A 16,704-nucleotide genomic window follows, 5' to 3' on the forward strand; every position below is an offset into this window, starting at 1 on the left:
CGGGGTGAGAGTACCAGACAGCATCTAGCGCACGGCCTGTGCTATCCACAGCGATAATTCACGCAACTCTTTCTCCTGCGCCGGGAAATCCCCGATCAACACCTCGCATTCCTGTTGCAGCATATCCGCCCGATACAAACAGCCCTGTAAACGTGCCGCAAGTGCTTCCAGTGGTGCCGGATTCAGGCTATCGGTAAAAACCTGTGTGCGGGTGATATGACCTTTTTCAACGTCAAAGTGCAGCTCCACACCGCCCCAGGTAAAACGCTCATCCAGCAGGTGAGAAAATGCAGGTGCCTGACCAAAGTTCCATTCCCAACTGCTCTGACGGGCAAACGTCCCGGCAAAGTTGGGCAGGTCCGGGGTTTTGTCAGGGGAGATCACTTCTGCTTCTACGCGCTCGCCATAATGTTCAAAGAAAGCGTCACGGATCGCATTACAAATCTGCTCGTGAGTAATCCCCGGTAGCAGTTCCACCAGATTCGCCACGCGGCCGCGCACGGAGGTGATCCCTTTGGCCTGTAGTTTTTTCTTGTCCGGGTTCAGGTAGTTCGCCAGGCGGCTGAGATCGGCATTCAGAAGAAGTGTGCCGTGGTGGAAGCCGCGATCCATCGTTTCGCGGTAAGCCGAGCCCGAGACTTTCCGGTCGCCTTCAGCGGTTTTCACCACCAGGTCGTTACGCCCGGAGGCCTCTGCCGTCACACCGAGCGCATTCAGGGCATTCAGGACGATGGATGTTGAGATGGTTTTGTCGTACTCCGGTTTGCCCGCCATAAAGGTAAAGCAGGTATTGCCCAGATCGTGAAACACCGCGCCGCCGCCGCTACTTCTGCGCGCCAGGCGGACGTTATCCTCTTCCATACGCCGCGTATTACACTCTTTCCACGGGTTTTGCGCGCGACCGATGACCACCGTATCCGCGTTGCGCCAGAGAAACAGTACGCGTTGGGTGGCGGGCATCTGGCGGAAGATGCACTCTTCTACCGCGAGATTAAACCAGGGATCGTAAGAGTCAGAGATAAGCAGGCGCAAGGTGGTCATGGCAGAGTTCCTTTTCCGGGGCGTCCGCCTATTTTATCATTAATCTTTCTTCTCGCTCTCTTCCTCTTCGGGAATCGACTTGCTTGCGGTCAGCAGAAACGGCGACTGTTGCCAGCGGGTGCGCTTGCCCTGCAGCAACGTGCGTGCCAGCACGACGCCAATAGCCAGAGAGAGCAACAGCATCAGGCGGAGAATATTGGTGGTGTTATCCACCTGTTTGGCTTCGGTTGGCAGGGTGTGGGTGTCGAGTGTCATACGCAGATACCCCAGTGGACCATTTTTACCCTGGACTGGTTCGACAATCTGCTGGTTGAAATAGCCTCCGGCTTTTTTACCGTCCAGTGCCAGCCTGTCGCGCACGTCGACATGTTCGCCGGCGCGGGCAATCAGGTCTCCCTGCTCGTCATAAACGCCTGCATCCAGAATACGACTGTTTTCAGTGAGCAGGCGTAAGACCTGACCGATTCGCTTATCGTCCGGCGTCTCGGTACGCATATAGGGTGCGACGTTGAGTGTCACCTGACGCGCCAGCGTACGGGCCAGCTCTTCAAACTGTGGGTTACGTTGCCGTTGATGGTTCTGGCTAAACCACGACGCCCCCTGCATCAGCACCACGAGGAGTGCGAGACAGAAAAGGACAATCACGGCGCGATGAAGCCGGAATTTCAGTTTTGCGCGAGCCATATTCCACCTGCTGAAAATTTAGGGCTTAATGTTGCCAGAAGTGATGGTTACAAGGTAGCCTCATGCGTTATTTTCCCTCTGGAACCTTCCGGCGCGAACGAAATTACAGGAGCTTTAATGCCGAACATTACCTGGTGTGACCTGCCAACGGATGTCTCTTTATGGCCAGGATTGCCGCTCTCTCTTAGTGGCGATGAGGTGATGCCTCTGGATTACCACGCTGGCCGTAGCGGCTGGCTGCTGTACGGACGCGGCCTGGATAAGCAACGCCTTACCCAATATCAAACCAAACTGGGTGCTGCGATGGTCATTGTCGCTGCCTGGTGTGTCGAGGATTATCAGGTCATTCGCCTGGCAGGCTCTCTGACGCAACGTGCGACACGCCTGGCACATGACGCAGGGCTGGACGTTGCCCCACTGGGTAAAATTCCGCACCTGAAAACGCCGGGCCTGCTGGTGATGGATATGGACTCCACCGCAATCCAGATCGAATGTATCGACGAGATTGCCAAACTGGCGGGTAGCGGCGACCTGGTGGCGGAAGTCACCGAGCGTGCGATGCGCGGCGAACTGGACTTCACCGCCAGCCTGAGACAGCGCGTGGCAACCCTGAAAGGGGCCGATGCCAACATCCTGCGTCAGGTGCGCGATGTGCTGCCGCTGATGCCAGGGCTGACACAACTGGTGCTGAAGCTGCAGTCGCTGGGCTGGAAAGTCGCGATTGCCTCCGGTGGCTTTACTTTCTTCGCGGATTATCTGCGGGAAAAACTGCATCTGACCACTGTGGTGGCCAACGAGCTGGAGATCATGGACGGCAAGCTGACCGGCCAGGTGATCGGCGATATCGTGGATGCTCAGTACAAAGCTAACACCCTGACCCGTCTGGCGGAAAAATATGAAATTCCGCACGTCCAGACTGTCGCCATCGGCGATGGCGCGAACGACCTGCCGATGATCAAAGCTGCCGGGCTTGGCATTGCCTATCATGCTAAGCCGAAAGTGAACGAAAAGACGGAAGTGACTATCCGTCATGCTGACCTGATGGGGGTGTTCTGCATTCTCTCTGGCAGCCTTAATCAGAAATAACGAGGTAAACCGTGGCGAAAGCTCCAAAACGCGCATTTGTCTGTAATGAATGTGGTGCGGATTATCCGCGCTGGCAGGGGCAATGCAGCGCCTGTCATGCCTGGAACACCATCACCGAAGTGCGTGGTGTGGCGGCTTCGCCGAGCGTGGCCCGCAATGAACGCCTGAGCGGCTATGCGGGTAATGCTGGCGTGGCGAAAGTACAAAAACTTTCGGATATCAGCCTTGAAGAGTTGCCGCGCTTTTCTACTGGCTTCAAAGAGTTTGACCGTGTACTCGGCGGCGGCGTGGTACCGGGCAGTGCCATTCTGATTGGCGGCAACCCTGGCGCGGGTAAATCGACCCTACTGCTGCAAACACTCTGTAAGCTCGCCGAGCAGATGAAAACCCTGTACGTCACGGGTGAAGAGTCCCTGCAGCAGGTAGCGATGCGCGCGCACCGTCTGGGCCTGCCGACCGGCAACCTGAACATGCTGTCGGAAACCAGCATCGAGCAGATCTGCATGATTGCCGAAGAAGAGCAGCCGAAGCTGATGGTGATCGACTCCATCCAGGTGATGCACATGGCGGATATTCAGTCCTCGCCTGGTAGCGTGGCTCAGGTGCGCGAAACTGCTGCCTATCTGACGCGCTTTGCTAAAACGCGCGGCGTAGCGATTGTGATGGTCGGCCACGTCACCAAAGACGGCTCACTGGCGGGGCCAAAAGTGCTCGAACACTGTATCGACTGCTCCGTGATGCTCGACGGCGACGCAGATTCCCGTTTCCGTACCCTGCGCAGCCATAAAAACCGTTTTGGGGCGGTGAACGAACTGGGCGTATTTGCCATGACCGAGCAGGGGCTACGCGAAGTCAGCAACCCGTCGGCCATCTTCCTGAGTCGCGGAGATGAAATCACCTCCGGCAGCTCGGTGATGGTGCTGTGGGAAGGGACGCGTCCGCTGCTCGTTGAAATTCAGGCTTTGGTGGACGTGTCGATGATGGGCAACCCGCGGCGCGTGGCGGTCGGTCTGGAACAGAACCGCCTGGCGATCCTGCTGGCCGTCCTGCACCGTCACGGTGGGTTGCAGATGGCGGATCAGGACGTCTTCGTTAACGTGGTCGGCGGCGTTAAAGTCACTGAGACCAGTGCAGATCTGGCGCTGCTGCTGGCGATGGTCTCCAGCCTGCGTGACAGACCGCTGCCGCAGGATCTGGTGGTATTTGGTGAGGTCGGTCTGGCTGGAGAGATCCGTCCGGTGCCAAGCGGCCAGGAACGTATCTCCGAGGCGGCAAAACACGGCTTCCGCCGGGCGATTGTACCCGCCGCTAACGTGCCGAAAAAAATCCCGGAAGGGATGCAGGTTTTTGGCGTTAAGAAACTCGCAGATGCGTTAAATGTCTTTGACGACTTATAATTACGTATTCGATTTTGCAGGAGGCACCGTAATTGATGTCATCATTTGACTACATTAAGACCGCAATCCGCCAGAAGGGCTGCACGTTACAGCAGGTGGCGGACGCCAGCGGAATGACCAAAGGCTACCTTAGCCAACTGCTGAACGCCAAAATCAAAAGTCCCAGCGCGCAAAAGCTGGAGGCGTTACATCGCTTTCTGGGGCTTGAATTCCCGCGTATGCAAAAGAATATCGGCGTGGTATTCGGCAAATTTTACCCGCTGCATACCGGGCACATCTATCTGATTCAGCGCGCCTGTAGCCAGGTGGATGAGCTGCACATCATCATGGGGTACGACGAAACCCGCGATCGCCAACTGTTTGAAGACAGTGCGATGTCGCAGCAGCCGACCGTGCCGGACCGCCTGCGCTGGCTACTTCAGACCTTCAAATATCAGAAAAACATCCGCATCCATGCTTTTAACGAAGAGGGCATGGAGCCGTATCCGCATGGCTGGGACGTGTGGAGTAATGGCGTTAAAGCGTTCATGGAAGAGAAAGGCATTACCCCGAACTGGATCTACACCTCTGAAGAGTCAGACGCACCGCAGTTCCGCGAGCATCTGGGTATTGAAACGGTGCTGATTGATCCGAAACGGACATTTATGAACATCAGCGGGGCGCAAATCCGCGAAAACCCGTTCCGCTACTGGGATTACATCCCAACTGAAGTGAAACCGTTCTTTGTGCGCACAGTCGCTATTCTGGGCGGTGAGTCGAGCGGGAAATCGACACTGGTTAACAAACTGGCAAATATCTTCAATACCACCAGCGCGTGGGAGTATGGCCGCGATTACGTCTTCTCGCACCTCGGCGGTGACGAAATGGCGCTGCAGTATTCCGACTACGACAAAATTGCGCTCGGTCATGCCCAGTACATTGATTTCGCGGTGAAATACGCTAATAAAGTGGCATTCATTGATACTGACTTCGTCACCACTCAGGCGTTTTGTAAAAAGTATGAAGGGCGTGAGCACCCGTTCGTGCAGGCGCTGATTGATGAATACCGCTTTGACCTGGTGATCCTGCTGGAAAACAACACCCCGTGGGTGGCCGACGGGATGCGCAGCCTCGGCAGTTCCGTGGACAGGCGGGAATTCCAGAGCATGCTGGTGGATATGCTCAATGAGAACAACGTTGAGTTTGTGCATGTTGAAGAGTCAGATTACGACTCCCGTTTCCTGCGCTGCGTCGAGCTGGTGAAGGAGATGATGGGAGAGCAGAGGTAAGCTTTAACCTCCCTCTCCCGTTGGGAGAGGGCCGGGGTTAGGGAATCAGACCACTCAGAACTCAACCACCACTTTTCCGCGCATATGCCCGTCCAGCACTTTACGGTGCGCCTCGGTAATGCTTTCCACGCTCAGCCCGTGCAATGTTTCACTCAGCGAACTCTCTACCACGCCGTTATCCACCAGTTTCGCCACTTCATTGAGGATCTCTCCCTGACGTGCCATGTCGGCAGTCTGGTACATGCTGCGGGTGTACATAAATTCCCAGTGCAGGGCGGCAGATTTTGATTTCAGCTTATCCTGGTTCAGCGGATGCGCATTCTCAACGATGGAGCAGATATGCCCCTGCGGTGCAATCAGCTCACTGACCGCATCCCAGTGGCCATCGGTGTCGTTGAGAATGAAAATGTAATCCACAAAGGTGATCCCCTGTTTTGCCAGTTCACCTTTCAGATCGCGGTAGTTCACCACCACATCAGCACCACGATCGCGGCACCACTGGGCGGAATCCTCTCTTGATGCCGTCGCGATGATCTTCACCTTGCTGTTGTGCTTCGCAAACGGGATCGCCAGCGATCCTACGCCACCCGCACCGCCGATGATCAACAGCGTTTTATCCGCGTCGGCATTCTGAATGTTCAGTCGCTCGAATAATCCTTCCCAGGCTGTCAGGGCGGTCAGTGGCAATGCGGCTGCGGCGGCCCAATTGAGGCTTACCGGTTTGTGCCCGACGATACGCGCATCAATCAACTGGTGGGTAGTGTTGCTGCCCGGACGGGTGATATCCCCTGCGTACCACACCGCATCGCCCGGTTTAAATCCGCTAACGCCAGCGCCAACGGCTTTAACGATACCGCTGGCATCCCAGCCGAGAATACGCGGTTCCTGCAGGCCGTTTCTGGCAATACTGGCATGCACTTTGGTATCGACCGGGTTGATGGAAACGGCCTTCACCTCGACCAACAGATCATGCTCACCAGGTTGTGGCATTGGTTGGGTGATCTCAATAAAGGCAGAAGGGTTAGACGGGTTAACTGCAATGGCTTTAACGGACATGGTGTGCTCCTCAATGGAATGCGTTTTGTTGAGGCTAGTCTATTAAGTGGCCAGCTGCATGATAAGATGGACAATCAAGAACGAAGTGTTCGTACAGGGTGAACAATCATGTTTAAACAGCTGCAGGATATGGCGCTGTTTGCGCTGGTGGCAGAGATGGGAAGCTTTACCGCTGCGGCGCAGAAGGCTGAGCTGCCGAAATCCAGCGTCAGTCAGCGTATCAGCCAGCTTGAGCAGCAGGTGGGGATCCGCTTGCTCAACCGTACCACGCGCAGGTTAAACCTGACGTATGCAGGGGAGCACTATCTTGTGCACTGCCGGGAGATGCTGGCGGCCAGTGAGCGGGCTGAGTACGCCATTCAACGGCTGCGCGAAAATCCGAGTGGACGGCTAAGGATCACCTGTCCGGCAGGGATTGGCGCAACGCTGCTGGCGCATATGAACGCCGAGTTCCAGCTTCGTTATCCTGACGTTTCACTCGATGTTTCTATCTCAGACGATGTGCTTGATCTGGTCGAGTCTGGCTTTGACGTGGCGTTGCGTACTGGCAAGCCGCAGGACTCCTCCCTGATAGGCCGGATGATCGGGCACTGCCCGCGCTATATGCTGGCCTCGCCCGAATATCTTGCACGTCGGGAGCCGCTGACGCATCCCCGCCAACTGGTGGAGCACCGCTGCATTACGCACAAAGCCTGGTCTGAGTGGTTGCTACGCAGCGAGAGTGAGGATTATCGCTATCTACCGGATAACGCCCATATGACGGATAACCTGGTATACGCACGTGAGTGCGCGATTGCCGGTGCCGGGATTACGCTCTTACCCGCATTTCTGCTGGAAGATAAGGTGGAGAAGGGGGCGTTGGTAAAGGTGCTGCCAGAGTGGAATGTCGAGGGGAATGACCTGTGGCTGGCCTATCCAAGCCGGAAGCTGAACTCACCTGCGCTGATGAGCTATGTCGAGTTTGCGATGCAGTTCGATGAAGTGAAGCGGTATTACGTGGGCAAATAAACAAGCCGGGTAAGCGTGAGCGCCACCCGGCTTTTTAGACACTTACTTAGCAATACGCTTGTACTTAATACGCTTCGGCTCCAGCGCGTCTGCGCCCAGCGTGCGTTTCTTGTACTCTTCGTATTCGGTGAAGTTACCTTCGAAGAACTCCACCTTCCCTTCGTCCTGGTAGTCCAGGATGTGGGTCGCGATACGGTCCAGGAACCAACGGTCGTGCGAGATCACCATCGCGCAGCCCGGGAACTCCAGCAGGGCGTTTTCCAGCGCGCGCAGAGTTTCGATGTCCAGGTCGTTGGTTGGTTCATCGAGCAGCAGAACGTTACCGCCCACCTGCAGCAGTTTCGCCAGGTGCAGACGACCGCGCTCACCACCGGACAGCTCGCCTACGCGTTTGCCCTGATCAGTGCCTTTGAAGTTAAAGCGGCCAACATAGGCGCGGCTTGGCATCTCGGTGTTGCCGATACGCATGATATCCAGACCGCCAGACACTTCTTCCCACACGGTTTTGCTGTTATCCATCGCGTCACGGAACTGGTCAACGGACGCCAGCTTCACGGTTTCACCCAGGGTGATAGAGCCGCTGTCAGGCTGTTCCTGACCGGACATCATGCGGAACAGGGTGGATTTACCCGCGCCGTTCGGACCGATGATGCCGACAATTGCGCCTTTCGGTACGGAGAAGCTCAGATCGTCGATCAGCAGGCGGTCGCCGTAAGACTTACGCAGGTTGCTGACTTCAACCACTTTATCCCCCAGACGTGCTCCAGGTGGAATAAACAGTTCGTTGGTTTCGTTACGTTTCTGGTATTCGGTATTGTTCAGCTCTTCGAAGCGTGCCAGACGGGCTTTGCCCTTAGACTGACGGCCTTTCGCGCCCTGACGAACCCACTCCAGCTCTTTCTCAATAGACTTGCGACGCGCCGCTTCCTGAGAGGCTTCCTGCGCCAGACGCTGATCTTTCTGCTCCAGCCAGGAGGAGTAGTTACCTTCCCATGGAATACCTTCACCACGGTCCAGCTCCAGGATCCAGCCTGCAACGTTGTCGAGGAAGTAACGGTCGTGGGTAATCGCCACAACGGTGCCTTCGAAGTCGTGCAGGAAACGCTCCAGCCACGCCACGGATTCTGCATCCAGGTGGTTGGTTGGTTCGTCGAGCAGCAGCATGTCTGGTTTTTCCAGCAGCAGGCGGCACAGCGCTACACGGCGGCGTTCACCACCGGACAGGTTTGCGATTTTTGCATCCCAGTCAGGCAGACGCAGGGCGTCAGCGGCGCGCTCCAGCTGCACGTTCAGGTTGTGACCATCGTGTGCCTGGATAATTTCTTCAAATTTACCTTGCTGAGCAGCCAGTTTATCGAAGTCAGCATCCGGTTCAGCGTATTTGGCATACACTTCATCCAGACCTTTCAGGGCGTTAACCACTTCGGACACCGCTTCTTCAACGGATTCGCGGACGGTGTGTTCCGGGTTCAGCTGAGGTTCCTGCGGCAGGTAACCAATCTTGATGCCAGGCTGCGGACGGGCTTCACCTTCGATGTCTGTATCGATGCCGGCCATGATGCGCAGCAGGGTGGACTTACCGGCACCGTTGAGACCCAGAACACCGATTTTTGCGCCCGGGAAGAAGCTCAGCGAGATATTTTTAAGAATATGACGTTTCGGCGGGACAACTTTGCCGACACGATGCATGGTATAAACGAATTGAGCCACGTTGGACTTCGCCTCTTTTATCGTAATGAGAAGGAATTTCAGCCTCGAAGTGTAGCCTTTTTCACGACCTAATCCCAGCCAGGAACGTCGGGAGTGTTAAAACGCGCAAGAAAGGTAAAAAAGTGTCCATGACGTGGCGCGTTGCAGGATGCCTGGTTAGCATAAGTTGATTAGACTTTGACGTGGCAAGACGCTGCAATTGACGAAAAACAAAGAGGAAGAGCTTGTGGAAAAAGCCAAACAGGTGGTCTGGCGTCTGCTCGCTGCCAGCGTATGCGTAATGGCGGTAAGCCAGGCAGTGCATGCCGATTCACTGGATGAACAACGTAATCGCTACGCCCAGATTAAACAGGCGTGGGACAACAAGCAGATGGATACCGTGCAGGCGCTGATGCCGACACTGAAGGATTACCCTCTGTATCCGTATCTGGAGTATCGCCAGCTAACTGACGATCTCATGAATCAACCGACCGTCGCGGTGAATAATTTCATTCAGGCTAACCCAACCCTGCCCCCTGCGCGAACACTACAATCTCGTTTTGTGAATGAGCTGGCTCGTCGTGAAGACTGGCGCGGGCTATTGGCTTTCAGCCCTGAAAAACCGAACACCACGGAAGCGCAGTGTAACTATTACTACGCTAAATGGGCCACGGGGCAGCAGGAAGAGGCGTGGAACGGCGCCAAAGACCTGTGGTTAACCGGTAAAAATCAGCCCAATGCCTGCGACTCTCTCTTTGGAGCCTGGCGCGCCTCTGGCAAGCAAGATCCACTGGCGTATCTGGAGCGTATTCGCCTGGCGATGAAAGCCGGAAACACGCGTCTGGTCACCGCACTGGCTGGGCAGATGCCATCGGATTATCAAACCATTTCCACTGCGGTGATTGGGCTGGCCAACGATCCCAACTCGGTGCTGACCTTTGCCCGCAGCACTGGCGCGACCGATTTTACCCGCCAGATGGCAGCGGTAGCCTTTGCCAGCGTGGCGCGTGATGATGTAGAAAACGCGCGGCTGATGATCCCGCAACTGGTGCAGGCGCAGCAACTCAACGAAGAGCAAACCCAGGAGCTGCGCGATATTGTGGCGTGGCGACTGATGGGCACGGATGTGACTGACGAACAGGCGCGCTGGCGAGACGATGCCATTATGCGTTCGAACTCCATGTCGCTGGTGGAACGTCGCGTGCGAATGGCGCTGGGCTCAGGCGATCGTCGTGGGCTCAATACCTGGCTTGCGCGCCTGCCGATGGAAGCGAAAGAAAAAGACGAGTGGCGCTACTGGCAGGCCGACCTGCTGATGGAGCGGGGACGTGATGATGAAGCGAAAGAGATCCTCCATACGCTGATGCAGCAGCGCGGGTTCTACCCGATGGTGGCCGCGCAACGCCTGGGGGAAGAGTACACCTTCCGCATTGATAAAGCGCCAGCCAATGCGAACCCTGCATTGACGCAGGGGCCTGAAATGGCGCGCGTTCGCGAGTTAATGTACTGGAATATGGATAACACCGCGCGCAGCGAGTGGGCGAATCTGGTCACCAGCCGTACTACTGACGAGAAAGCTCAGCTTGCCCGCTATGCGTTTGATAATCACTGGTGGGATCTGAGCGTGCAGGCCACGATCGCCGGTAAGCTGTGGGATCATCTCGAAGAGCGTTTCCCGCTGGCTTACAAAGATCTGTTCGATCGCTATACCAGCGGTAAGGATATCCCGCAAAGCTATGCGATGGCGATTGCCCGTCAGGAGAGTGCCTGGAACCCGAAAGTGCGTTCCCCGGTGGGTGCCAGCGGTCTGATGCAAATTATGCCGGGCACGGCAACGCACACGGTGAAAATGTTTAATATCCCGGGGTACAGCAGCCCGTCACAGCTTCTGGACCCGGATACCAACATTAATATTGGTACCAGCTACCTGCAGTATGTTTATCAGCAGTTCGGTAACAACCGTATCTTCTCGTCTGCGGCGTATAACGCGGGCCCTGGTCGCGTGCGTACCTGGCTTGGCAACAGCGCTGGTCGCATCGACGCCGTAGCATTTGTGGAGAGTATTCCGTTCTCGGAAACGCGTGGCTATGTGAAGAACGTGCTGGCGTATGATGCCTACTATCGCTACTTCATGGGGCAGAAAGATACCCTGATGAGCGATGCTGAGTGGCAGAGACGTTACTGATCGGCGCGGGTTGTGTTATGCTGTACTCGCTAAAGAGTACAAGAGGCAGCATAACATGACCCAGCATTCCCCGTATTCATCGGCAATGGCCGAACAACGTCATCAGGAGTGGCTTCGTTTTGTGGAGTTGCTACGCCAGTCTTACGATCAGGATTTGCATTTGCCCCTTATGCAGCTGATGCTCACGCCAGATGAGCGTGAAGCGCTGGGCACGCGCGTGCGGATTATTGAAGAGCTGCTGCGCGGCGAAATGAGCCAGCGTGAACTCAAAAATGAGCTCGGCGCGGGTATCGCAACGATTACCCGCGGATCGAACAGCCTGAAATCGGCACCGGTTGAGCTGCGTCAGTGGCTGGAGTCTGTGCTGCTGGGCGATCAGCGATAAATCGCGTTATGGAACGGGCTTAAGGCCAGGATCACCGCCTGGTGGTAAACGCCTGAACGCGTCAGTGCGCCTGCAGTAAAGACGCCAATAGCCCCTTCTTTACGGCCAATCTCATCAATGCCGGTGTACTGTGACATCACCGGCCCCAGCGCTTCACCCGCGCGGACTTTTTCCAGAATGATCTCTGGCAGAGGGAGGGTAGCCGAGCGCGCTTCACCACGCTGTTCGCGGCTTTCAATCACCACCCAGCTAAAGGTTGCGCCTTCGTCGATACCCGCTTCGATCGCCACCCAGAAGTCAGCCTCAGGTGCCGCAACTTTGGCATTTGCGACGCGATTTCGTGCGCCAGCCCGCGTTTCCTCGCTGCCAAACGGCTGTTCAGGAACACCACTCTCGACGCCGATAGCATCAATATGGCAGGATCCTTCGCCGAAGATCTCTTCAAATGCCCTTAGAATTGCCTGAATTTTGGCAGGATTAGTGGTAGCAGAGACAACATGGTGCATAATTAAGCTCGATTCGAAAAAAAACTCATCGCAGTATAACGGAAAAAAAGCATGTTACAGGTATACCTTGTTCGCCACGGTGAAACGCAGTGGAACGCCGAGCGACGTATTCAAGGCCAGTCAGACAGTCCTCTCACTGAAAAGGGTGTGCAGCAAGCGTGGCAGGTAGCGGAACGCGCCCGAACGCTGGGCATCACCCACGTTATCACCAGCGATCTCGGTCGCACACAGCAGACGGCACGCATCATCGCGGACGCCTGCGGCTGTGACGTCATGCTTGAGCCGCGCCTGCGCGAGCTGGATATGGGTGTGCTGGAAAAACGCCATATTGATACGCTGACGGAAAAGGAGGAGGGCTGGCGTCGTACGCTGGTTAACGGTACCGAAGATGGCCGTATTCCTGAAGGCGAATCCATGCAAGAGCTGAGCGTACGTATGCATGCCGCACTCGCGGAATGCCTGAAGCTTCCGGCGGGAAGCCGTCCGCTGCTGGTGAGTCACGGGATTGCGTTGGGTTGTCTGGTGAGCACCATTCTGGGGTTACCGGCTTACGCTGAACGCCGTTTGCGTCTGCGCAACTGCTCCATTTCCCGGATTGATTACCAGGAAAGCGCATGGCTGGCGTCTGGCTGGGTGGTGGAAATGGCAGGGGACATTTCGCATCTCGATGCCCCTGCACTTGATGAACTGCAGCGTTAACGACGAATCGGAATTAAGAATTCCATACGCAGATTGATTGGGCCTTCTTCCGGTTTAGCATCCTGCGCCGGGTAGTAGCGCTCAATATCCTGACCTTTACGGCGATTCAAATTCAGCATTGGCATGCAGGTTCCGTAAACGGTCAGGATAAACTCCTGAACGCCCGTTCCCAGCCCTTCATAGGCGAACATCACGTATTCGCCGCCTTCGAGCACGACAGGCTTCGAACCCTGAATGTAGCCATTGGCCATCTCTGGGGTCAGCGCGGTGGTGTAGAACACCTCCTGCTCGTCGTCTTTTTCCTGACTTGGATGCGTTTCGTTGAGGCCATACAGAATCGGCGGGATCGCCGGGGCGTGGCTCAGGAAATCGCGCCAGAACTGGACACGCATCTGATGACGGAACTCAGAAATCTGCTCCAGAGAACAGGAGTAGCTCTGCGTCGTGCCGATCAGATGGGTTTCAGGCAACGTGACAATTTCGTATTTTGGCATTGAGAACTCGCCCAGACGCAGCGGCGGACGCATACCAAACGAGCTCCAGTCAGGCGAGCGACGATAAAGTGCTGGCGTTAACGAGAACTGTTTTTTAAAGGCACGGGTGAAGGTTTGCTGCGAATCGAAACGATATTGCAGGGCAATATCCAGAATCGGCCGTGCCGTCAGGCGCAATGCCACAGCAGACTTAGACAGACGACGCGCGCGAATATAGGCCCCGATAGCATGACCGGTGACATCCTTGAACATCCTTTGCAGATGCCACTTGGAATAGCCTGCTTTAGCCGCCACATTATCCAGTGACAAAGGCTGGTCGAGATGACCTTCCAGCCAGGTGAGCAGGTCGCGAATAATTCCAGCCTGATCCATATACTATCCTCATCCTTAAAACAGCAGGTGCCTGATAACAGGTTAGCGGATAATAGCATTTTTTGATGTTTTAGCATTCAGTGTTTTTTTTGCGCATTCATGCTTTTTGGAGCACATTGTGGGCAAATATATTCTAATCCTGTGATCTTGCTACATTTTTGTCTAAAGTGTTGAATAATCGCCCAGTGTAATTTTAAAGAATGGTAACAATATGAAATACAAGACTTTGATCTTCACCGCGTTGATGCTGATGGTCGGGCGCGTGGCGCAGGCAGAACAGATTGGTTCCGTCGATACCGTGTTCAAAATGTTTGGCCCGGACCACAAAATTGTGGTCGAGGCGTTTGACGATCCGGACGTGAAGAACGTCACCTGCTATGTCAGCCGGGCGAAAACCGGCGGTATCAAAGGTGGCCTGGGGCTGGCGGAAGATACCTCCGATGCGGCTATTTCGTGCCAGCAGGTGGGCCCGGTTGAGTTAAGCGATAAAATTAAGAACGGCAAAGCGCAGGGCGACGTGGTGTTCCAGAAACGGACCTCGCTGGTGTTTAAAAAGTTACAGGTAGTGCGTTTCTACGATGCGAAGCGCAACACCCTGGCTTACCTGGCCTATTCCGACAAAGTGGTGGAAGGTTCACCGAAAAATGCGATTAGCGCGGTGCCAATCATGCCGTGGCGTTAGTTCAGGGACGAACCATGCAACTACCTGTGGTCTGGCTGGTTGAAGACGAAATCAGCATCGCTGACACACTTATCTACATGCTCCAGCAGGAAGGATTCGCGGTGAAGGCGTTTGAACGCGGTCTGCCTGTGCTGGAAGAGGCGCGGCGGCAGGTGCCCGCGCTGGCAATTCTTGATGTCGGGTTGCCGGATATCAGCGGCTTTGAGCTGTGCCGTCAACTGCTGGCGCTGCATCCGTCGTTGCCAGTGCTGTTTCTGACGGCGCGCAGCGACGAGGTGGATAAGCTGCTCGGTCTGGAGATGGGGGCTGACGACTACGTCGCTAAACCTTTCTCACCGCGCGAAGTGTGTGCCCGGGTACGGACAATTTTACGGCGGATGCAAAAATCAGCCGCACCTTCGGATGTTGTGCGTATCGGCCAGTTTGAACTGAACGAACCTGCGGCACGAATCAGCTGGTACGGTGAAGTGTTACCCCTCACGCGCTACGAGTTTTTGTTACTTAAAACATTGTTACAGGCTCCCGGACGTGTGTACTCCCGCCAGCAGTTAATGGACAAGGTGTGGGGCGAAGACGGGGACAGTTTTGATCGTACCGTGGACACCCACATCAAAACCCTGCGCGCCAAGCTGCGGGCGGTGAACGAGGAGCTTTCACCCATCAGCACCCATCGTGGTATGGGCTACAGCCTGGGGCTTTATTAATGCGCATTGGGATGCGGTTGCTGCTGGGGTATTTCCTGATCGTGGGTATCGCCGCGTGGTTTGTGCTGTCGATCTTTGTTCAGGAAGTGAAACCCGGTGTGCGCAGGGCAACCGAAGGTACATTGATCGATACCGCAACCTTGCTCGCCGAAGTCGGGCGCGAGGATCTCCTCTCGGGCAATGCGCAGCAGGGCAAACTGGCGCAGGCCTTTTCACAACTTCATCAGCGACCTTTCCGCGCCAATATCGGCGGCATTCATAAAGTGCGCAACGAATATCACGTCTATATGACCGATGCGCAGGGCAGAGTGGTGTTTGATTCCGCGGGTCTGGCTGTGGGGAAAGATTACTCCCGCTGGAACGATGTCTGGCTGACCCTGCGTGGCGAATACGGCGCGCGGAGCACCCAGAGCAATCCTGACGATCCAGAGAGCACGGTGATGTATGTTGCGGCTCCGGTTGTGGACAACGGTAAGATTATTGGCGTGCTGTCGGTCGGGAAACCCAACAGTGCGATGGCACCGGTTATCCATCGCAGTGAGCGACGGATCCTGTGGGCGGGTGGTGCATTGCTTGGTATTGCTTTGCTGATTGGTCTTGTTGTGGCGTGGTGGATCAATCGTTCTATTGGTACGTTGTCGCGCTACGCTGACGCAGTTACCACCGATTCACCTCTGCCATTGCCGAATCCTGGTAGCAGTGAACTGCGCAAGCTGGCGCAGGCGCTGGAGAATATGCGTATTCGCCTGGAAGGGAAAAATTACATCGAACATTATGTCCACTCGCTCACCCACGAGCTGAAAAGTCCGCTGGCCGCGATCCGGGGCGCGGCGGAAATTCTCGCTGAGCAGCCCTCACCGCAGGTCGCAAGGCGGTTTATCGACAACATCCTGGTGCAAAACGCGCGTATGCAATCGTTAGTAGAAAAGTTGCTTGCCCAGGCCCGGCTTGAAAATAGAGTGGAGATTGTTCCCGCAAGCGTCGATGTCGATACGCTGTTTACGCGGCTGGCTGACGCTCGCTCGACGCAACTGACCGCTAAAAATATCACCCTGACCTGTAAAAGCACCGCGTTGCGTGTGGAAGGTGATGCGGAGCTGCTTGAACAGGCATTGGGTAATTTACTGGATAACGCCATCGACTTCACTCCGGAGGGCGGGGATGTTCAGCTTGCAGCCTATGAAGGGGAGCAACTGATACACTTTACCGTCACCGACAGCGGCAGCGGGATCCCGGATTATGCCCTGACGCGAATTTTCGAACGTTTTTACTCTCTTCCTCGTGACAACGGTTTGAAAAGCAGCGGCCTTGGGCTGGCCTTTGTTCAGGAAGTGGCGCGTCTACATCAGGGGGAGATCACATTGCGAAATCGTGATGAAGGTGGTGTGATGGCCACGCTGATACTTCACTGTCCCTTCACATAACTTCAAACTGGCCCCACATAGCCC

At 55.6% G+C, this 16,704-nt stretch carries 16 protein-coding genes; 10 read left to right on the forward strand and 6 right to left on the reverse strand.

The features are described from left to right. Positions 1 to 24 precede the first annotated feature (24 nt). Positions 25 to 1,041, reverse strand: coding sequence for a lipoate--protein ligase LplA (lplA, locus tag V6E55_RS03735; protein ID WP_114979252.1), 1,017 nt, complete (start codon positions 1,039 to 1,041; stop codon positions 25 to 27). Between the two features lie 39 nt (positions 1,042 to 1,080). Further along, positions 1,081 to 1,725: a YtjB family periplasmic protein gene (locus V6E55_RS03740; protein ID WP_114979253.1), complete on the reverse strand. Its 645-nt coding sequence runs from the start codon at positions 1,723 to 1,725 to the stop codon at positions 1,081 to 1,083. A 117-nt stretch (positions 1,726 to 1,842) separates the two neighbouring features. Here V6E55_RS03740 and serB point away from each other — a divergent pair, with 117 nt between their 5' ends. Genes serB through nadR form a run of 3 tightly spaced genes read left to right on the forward strand, consistent with a single transcriptional unit; the run spans position 1,843 to position 5,476 of the window. Continuing rightward, positions 1,843 to 2,811 carry a phosphoserine phosphatase gene (gene serB, locus V6E55_RS03745; RefSeq protein ID WP_028016602.1) on the forward strand — a complete coding sequence of 323 codons (969 nt, stop codon included), beginning with the start codon at positions 1,843 to 1,845 and terminating at the stop codon, positions 2,809 to 2,811. A gap of 11 nt (positions 2,812 to 2,822) precedes the next feature. Next, positions 2,823 to 4,208 carry a DNA repair protein RadA gene (gene radA, locus V6E55_RS03750; protein ID WP_014068810.1) on the forward strand — a complete coding sequence of 462 codons (1,386 nt, stop codon included), beginning with the start codon at positions 2,823 to 2,825 and terminating at the stop codon, positions 4,206 to 4,208. A gap of 35 nt (positions 4,209 to 4,243) precedes the next feature. Next, positions 4,244 to 5,476: a multifunctional transcriptional regulator/nicotinamide-nucleotide adenylyltransferase/ribosylnicotinamide kinase NadR gene (nadR, locus tag V6E55_RS03755; RefSeq protein ID WP_114979254.1), complete on the forward strand. Its 1,233-nt coding sequence runs from the start codon at positions 4,244 to 4,246 to the stop codon at positions 5,474 to 5,476. 54 nt (positions 5,477 to 5,530) lie between these two features. On the opposite strand, the gene V6E55_RS03760 is transcribed toward nadR, so the two are convergent. Further along, positions 5,531 to 6,532 (reverse strand): zinc-binding alcohol dehydrogenase family protein, encoded by a 1,002-nt coding sequence (locus V6E55_RS03760; RefSeq protein ID WP_316942207.1) that lies wholly within the window; start codon positions 6,530 to 6,532, stop codon positions 5,531 to 5,533. 108 nt (positions 6,533 to 6,640) lie between these two features. Between V6E55_RS03760 and V6E55_RS03765 the strand changes: the two genes are divergently transcribed. Further along, positions 6,641 to 7,540: a LysR family transcriptional regulator gene (locus V6E55_RS03765; RefSeq protein ID WP_316942208.1), complete on the forward strand. Its 900-nt coding sequence runs from the start codon at positions 6,641 to 6,643 to the stop codon at positions 7,538 to 7,540. 42 nt (positions 7,541 to 7,582) lie between these two features. Here the strand turns inward: V6E55_RS03765 and ettA are convergent, their stop codons facing one another. Beyond that, positions 7,583 to 9,250: an energy-dependent translational throttle protein EttA gene (gene ettA / locus V6E55_RS03770; RefSeq protein ID WP_028016606.1), complete on the reverse strand. Its 1,668-nt coding sequence runs from the start codon at positions 9,248 to 9,250 to the stop codon at positions 7,583 to 7,585. A gap of 226 nt (positions 9,251 to 9,476) precedes the next feature. Between ettA and sltY the strand changes: the two genes are divergently transcribed. Both sltY and trpR read left to right on the forward strand, forming a co-directional pair. Continuing rightward, on the forward strand, positions 9,477 to 11,414 hold the full coding sequence (sltY, locus tag V6E55_RS03775) for a murein transglycosylase (protein ID WP_316942209.1): 1,938 nt from the start codon (positions 9,477 to 9,479) through the stop codon (positions 11,412 to 11,414). Between the two features lie 55 nt (positions 11,415 to 11,469). Further along, positions 11,470 to 11,799 (forward strand): trp operon repressor, encoded by a 330-nt coding sequence (gene trpR, locus V6E55_RS03780; protein WP_080328985.1) that lies wholly within the window; start codon positions 11,470 to 11,472, stop codon positions 11,797 to 11,799. Here trpR and yjjX read toward each other — a convergent pair. Continuing rightward, positions 11,790 to 12,305 carry an inosine/xanthosine triphosphatase gene (yjjX, locus tag V6E55_RS03785; protein ID WP_049005222.1) on the reverse strand — a complete coding sequence of 172 codons (516 nt, stop codon included), beginning with the start codon at positions 12,303 to 12,305 and terminating at the stop codon, positions 11,790 to 11,792. The two genes, trpR and yjjX, sit on opposite strands and share 10 nt — an antisense overlap. Before the next feature lie 51 nt (positions 12,306 to 12,356). Between yjjX and gpmB the strand changes: the two genes are divergently transcribed. Beyond that, on the forward strand, positions 12,357 to 13,004 hold the full coding sequence (gpmB, locus tag V6E55_RS03790) for a 2,3-diphosphoglycerate-dependent phosphoglycerate mutase GpmB (protein ID WP_048989680.1): 648 nt from the start codon (positions 12,357 to 12,359) through the stop codon (positions 13,002 to 13,004). Here the strand turns inward: gpmB and robA are convergent. Further along, complete coding sequence (gene robA / locus V6E55_RS03795) at positions 13,001 to 13,870, reverse strand: MDR efflux pump AcrAB transcriptional activator RobA (RefSeq protein ID WP_316942210.1); 870 nt, start codon at positions 13,868 to 13,870, stop codon at positions 13,001 to 13,003. The two genes, gpmB and robA, sit on opposite strands and share 4 nt — an antisense overlap. A 211-nt stretch (positions 13,871 to 14,081) precedes the next feature. Here robA and creA point away from each other — a divergent pair, with 211 nt between their 5' ends. Genes creA through creC form a run of 3 tightly spaced genes read left to right on the forward strand, consistent with a single transcriptional unit; the run spans position 14,082 to position 16,680 of the window. Continuing rightward, complete coding sequence (gene creA, locus V6E55_RS03800) at positions 14,082 to 14,552, forward strand: protein CreA (RefSeq protein ID WP_028016612.1); 471 nt, start codon at positions 14,082 to 14,084, stop codon at positions 14,550 to 14,552. A 14-nt stretch (positions 14,553 to 14,566) separates the two neighbouring features. Then, positions 14,567 to 15,256: a two-component system response regulator CreB gene (creB, locus tag V6E55_RS03805; RefSeq protein WP_316942211.1), complete on the forward strand. Its 690-nt coding sequence runs from the start codon at positions 14,567 to 14,569 to the stop codon at positions 15,254 to 15,256. Next, positions 15,256 to 16,680, forward strand: a complete 1,425-nt coding sequence (creC, locus tag V6E55_RS03810) for a two-component system sensor histidine kinase CreC (protein WP_316942212.1) — start codon at positions 15,256 to 15,258, stop codon at positions 16,678 to 16,680. The genes creB and creC overlap by 1 nt, the downstream gene beginning before the upstream one ends. The last annotated feature ends 24 nt before the right edge of the window (positions 16,681 to 16,704 follow it).

Origin of the sequence: Enterobacter sp. 342, from assembly GCF_036663495.1 — a bacterium.
In the GTDB taxonomy this organism is placed as follows: domain Bacteria; phylum Pseudomonadota; class Gammaproteobacteria; order Enterobacterales; family Enterobacteriaceae; genus Enterobacter.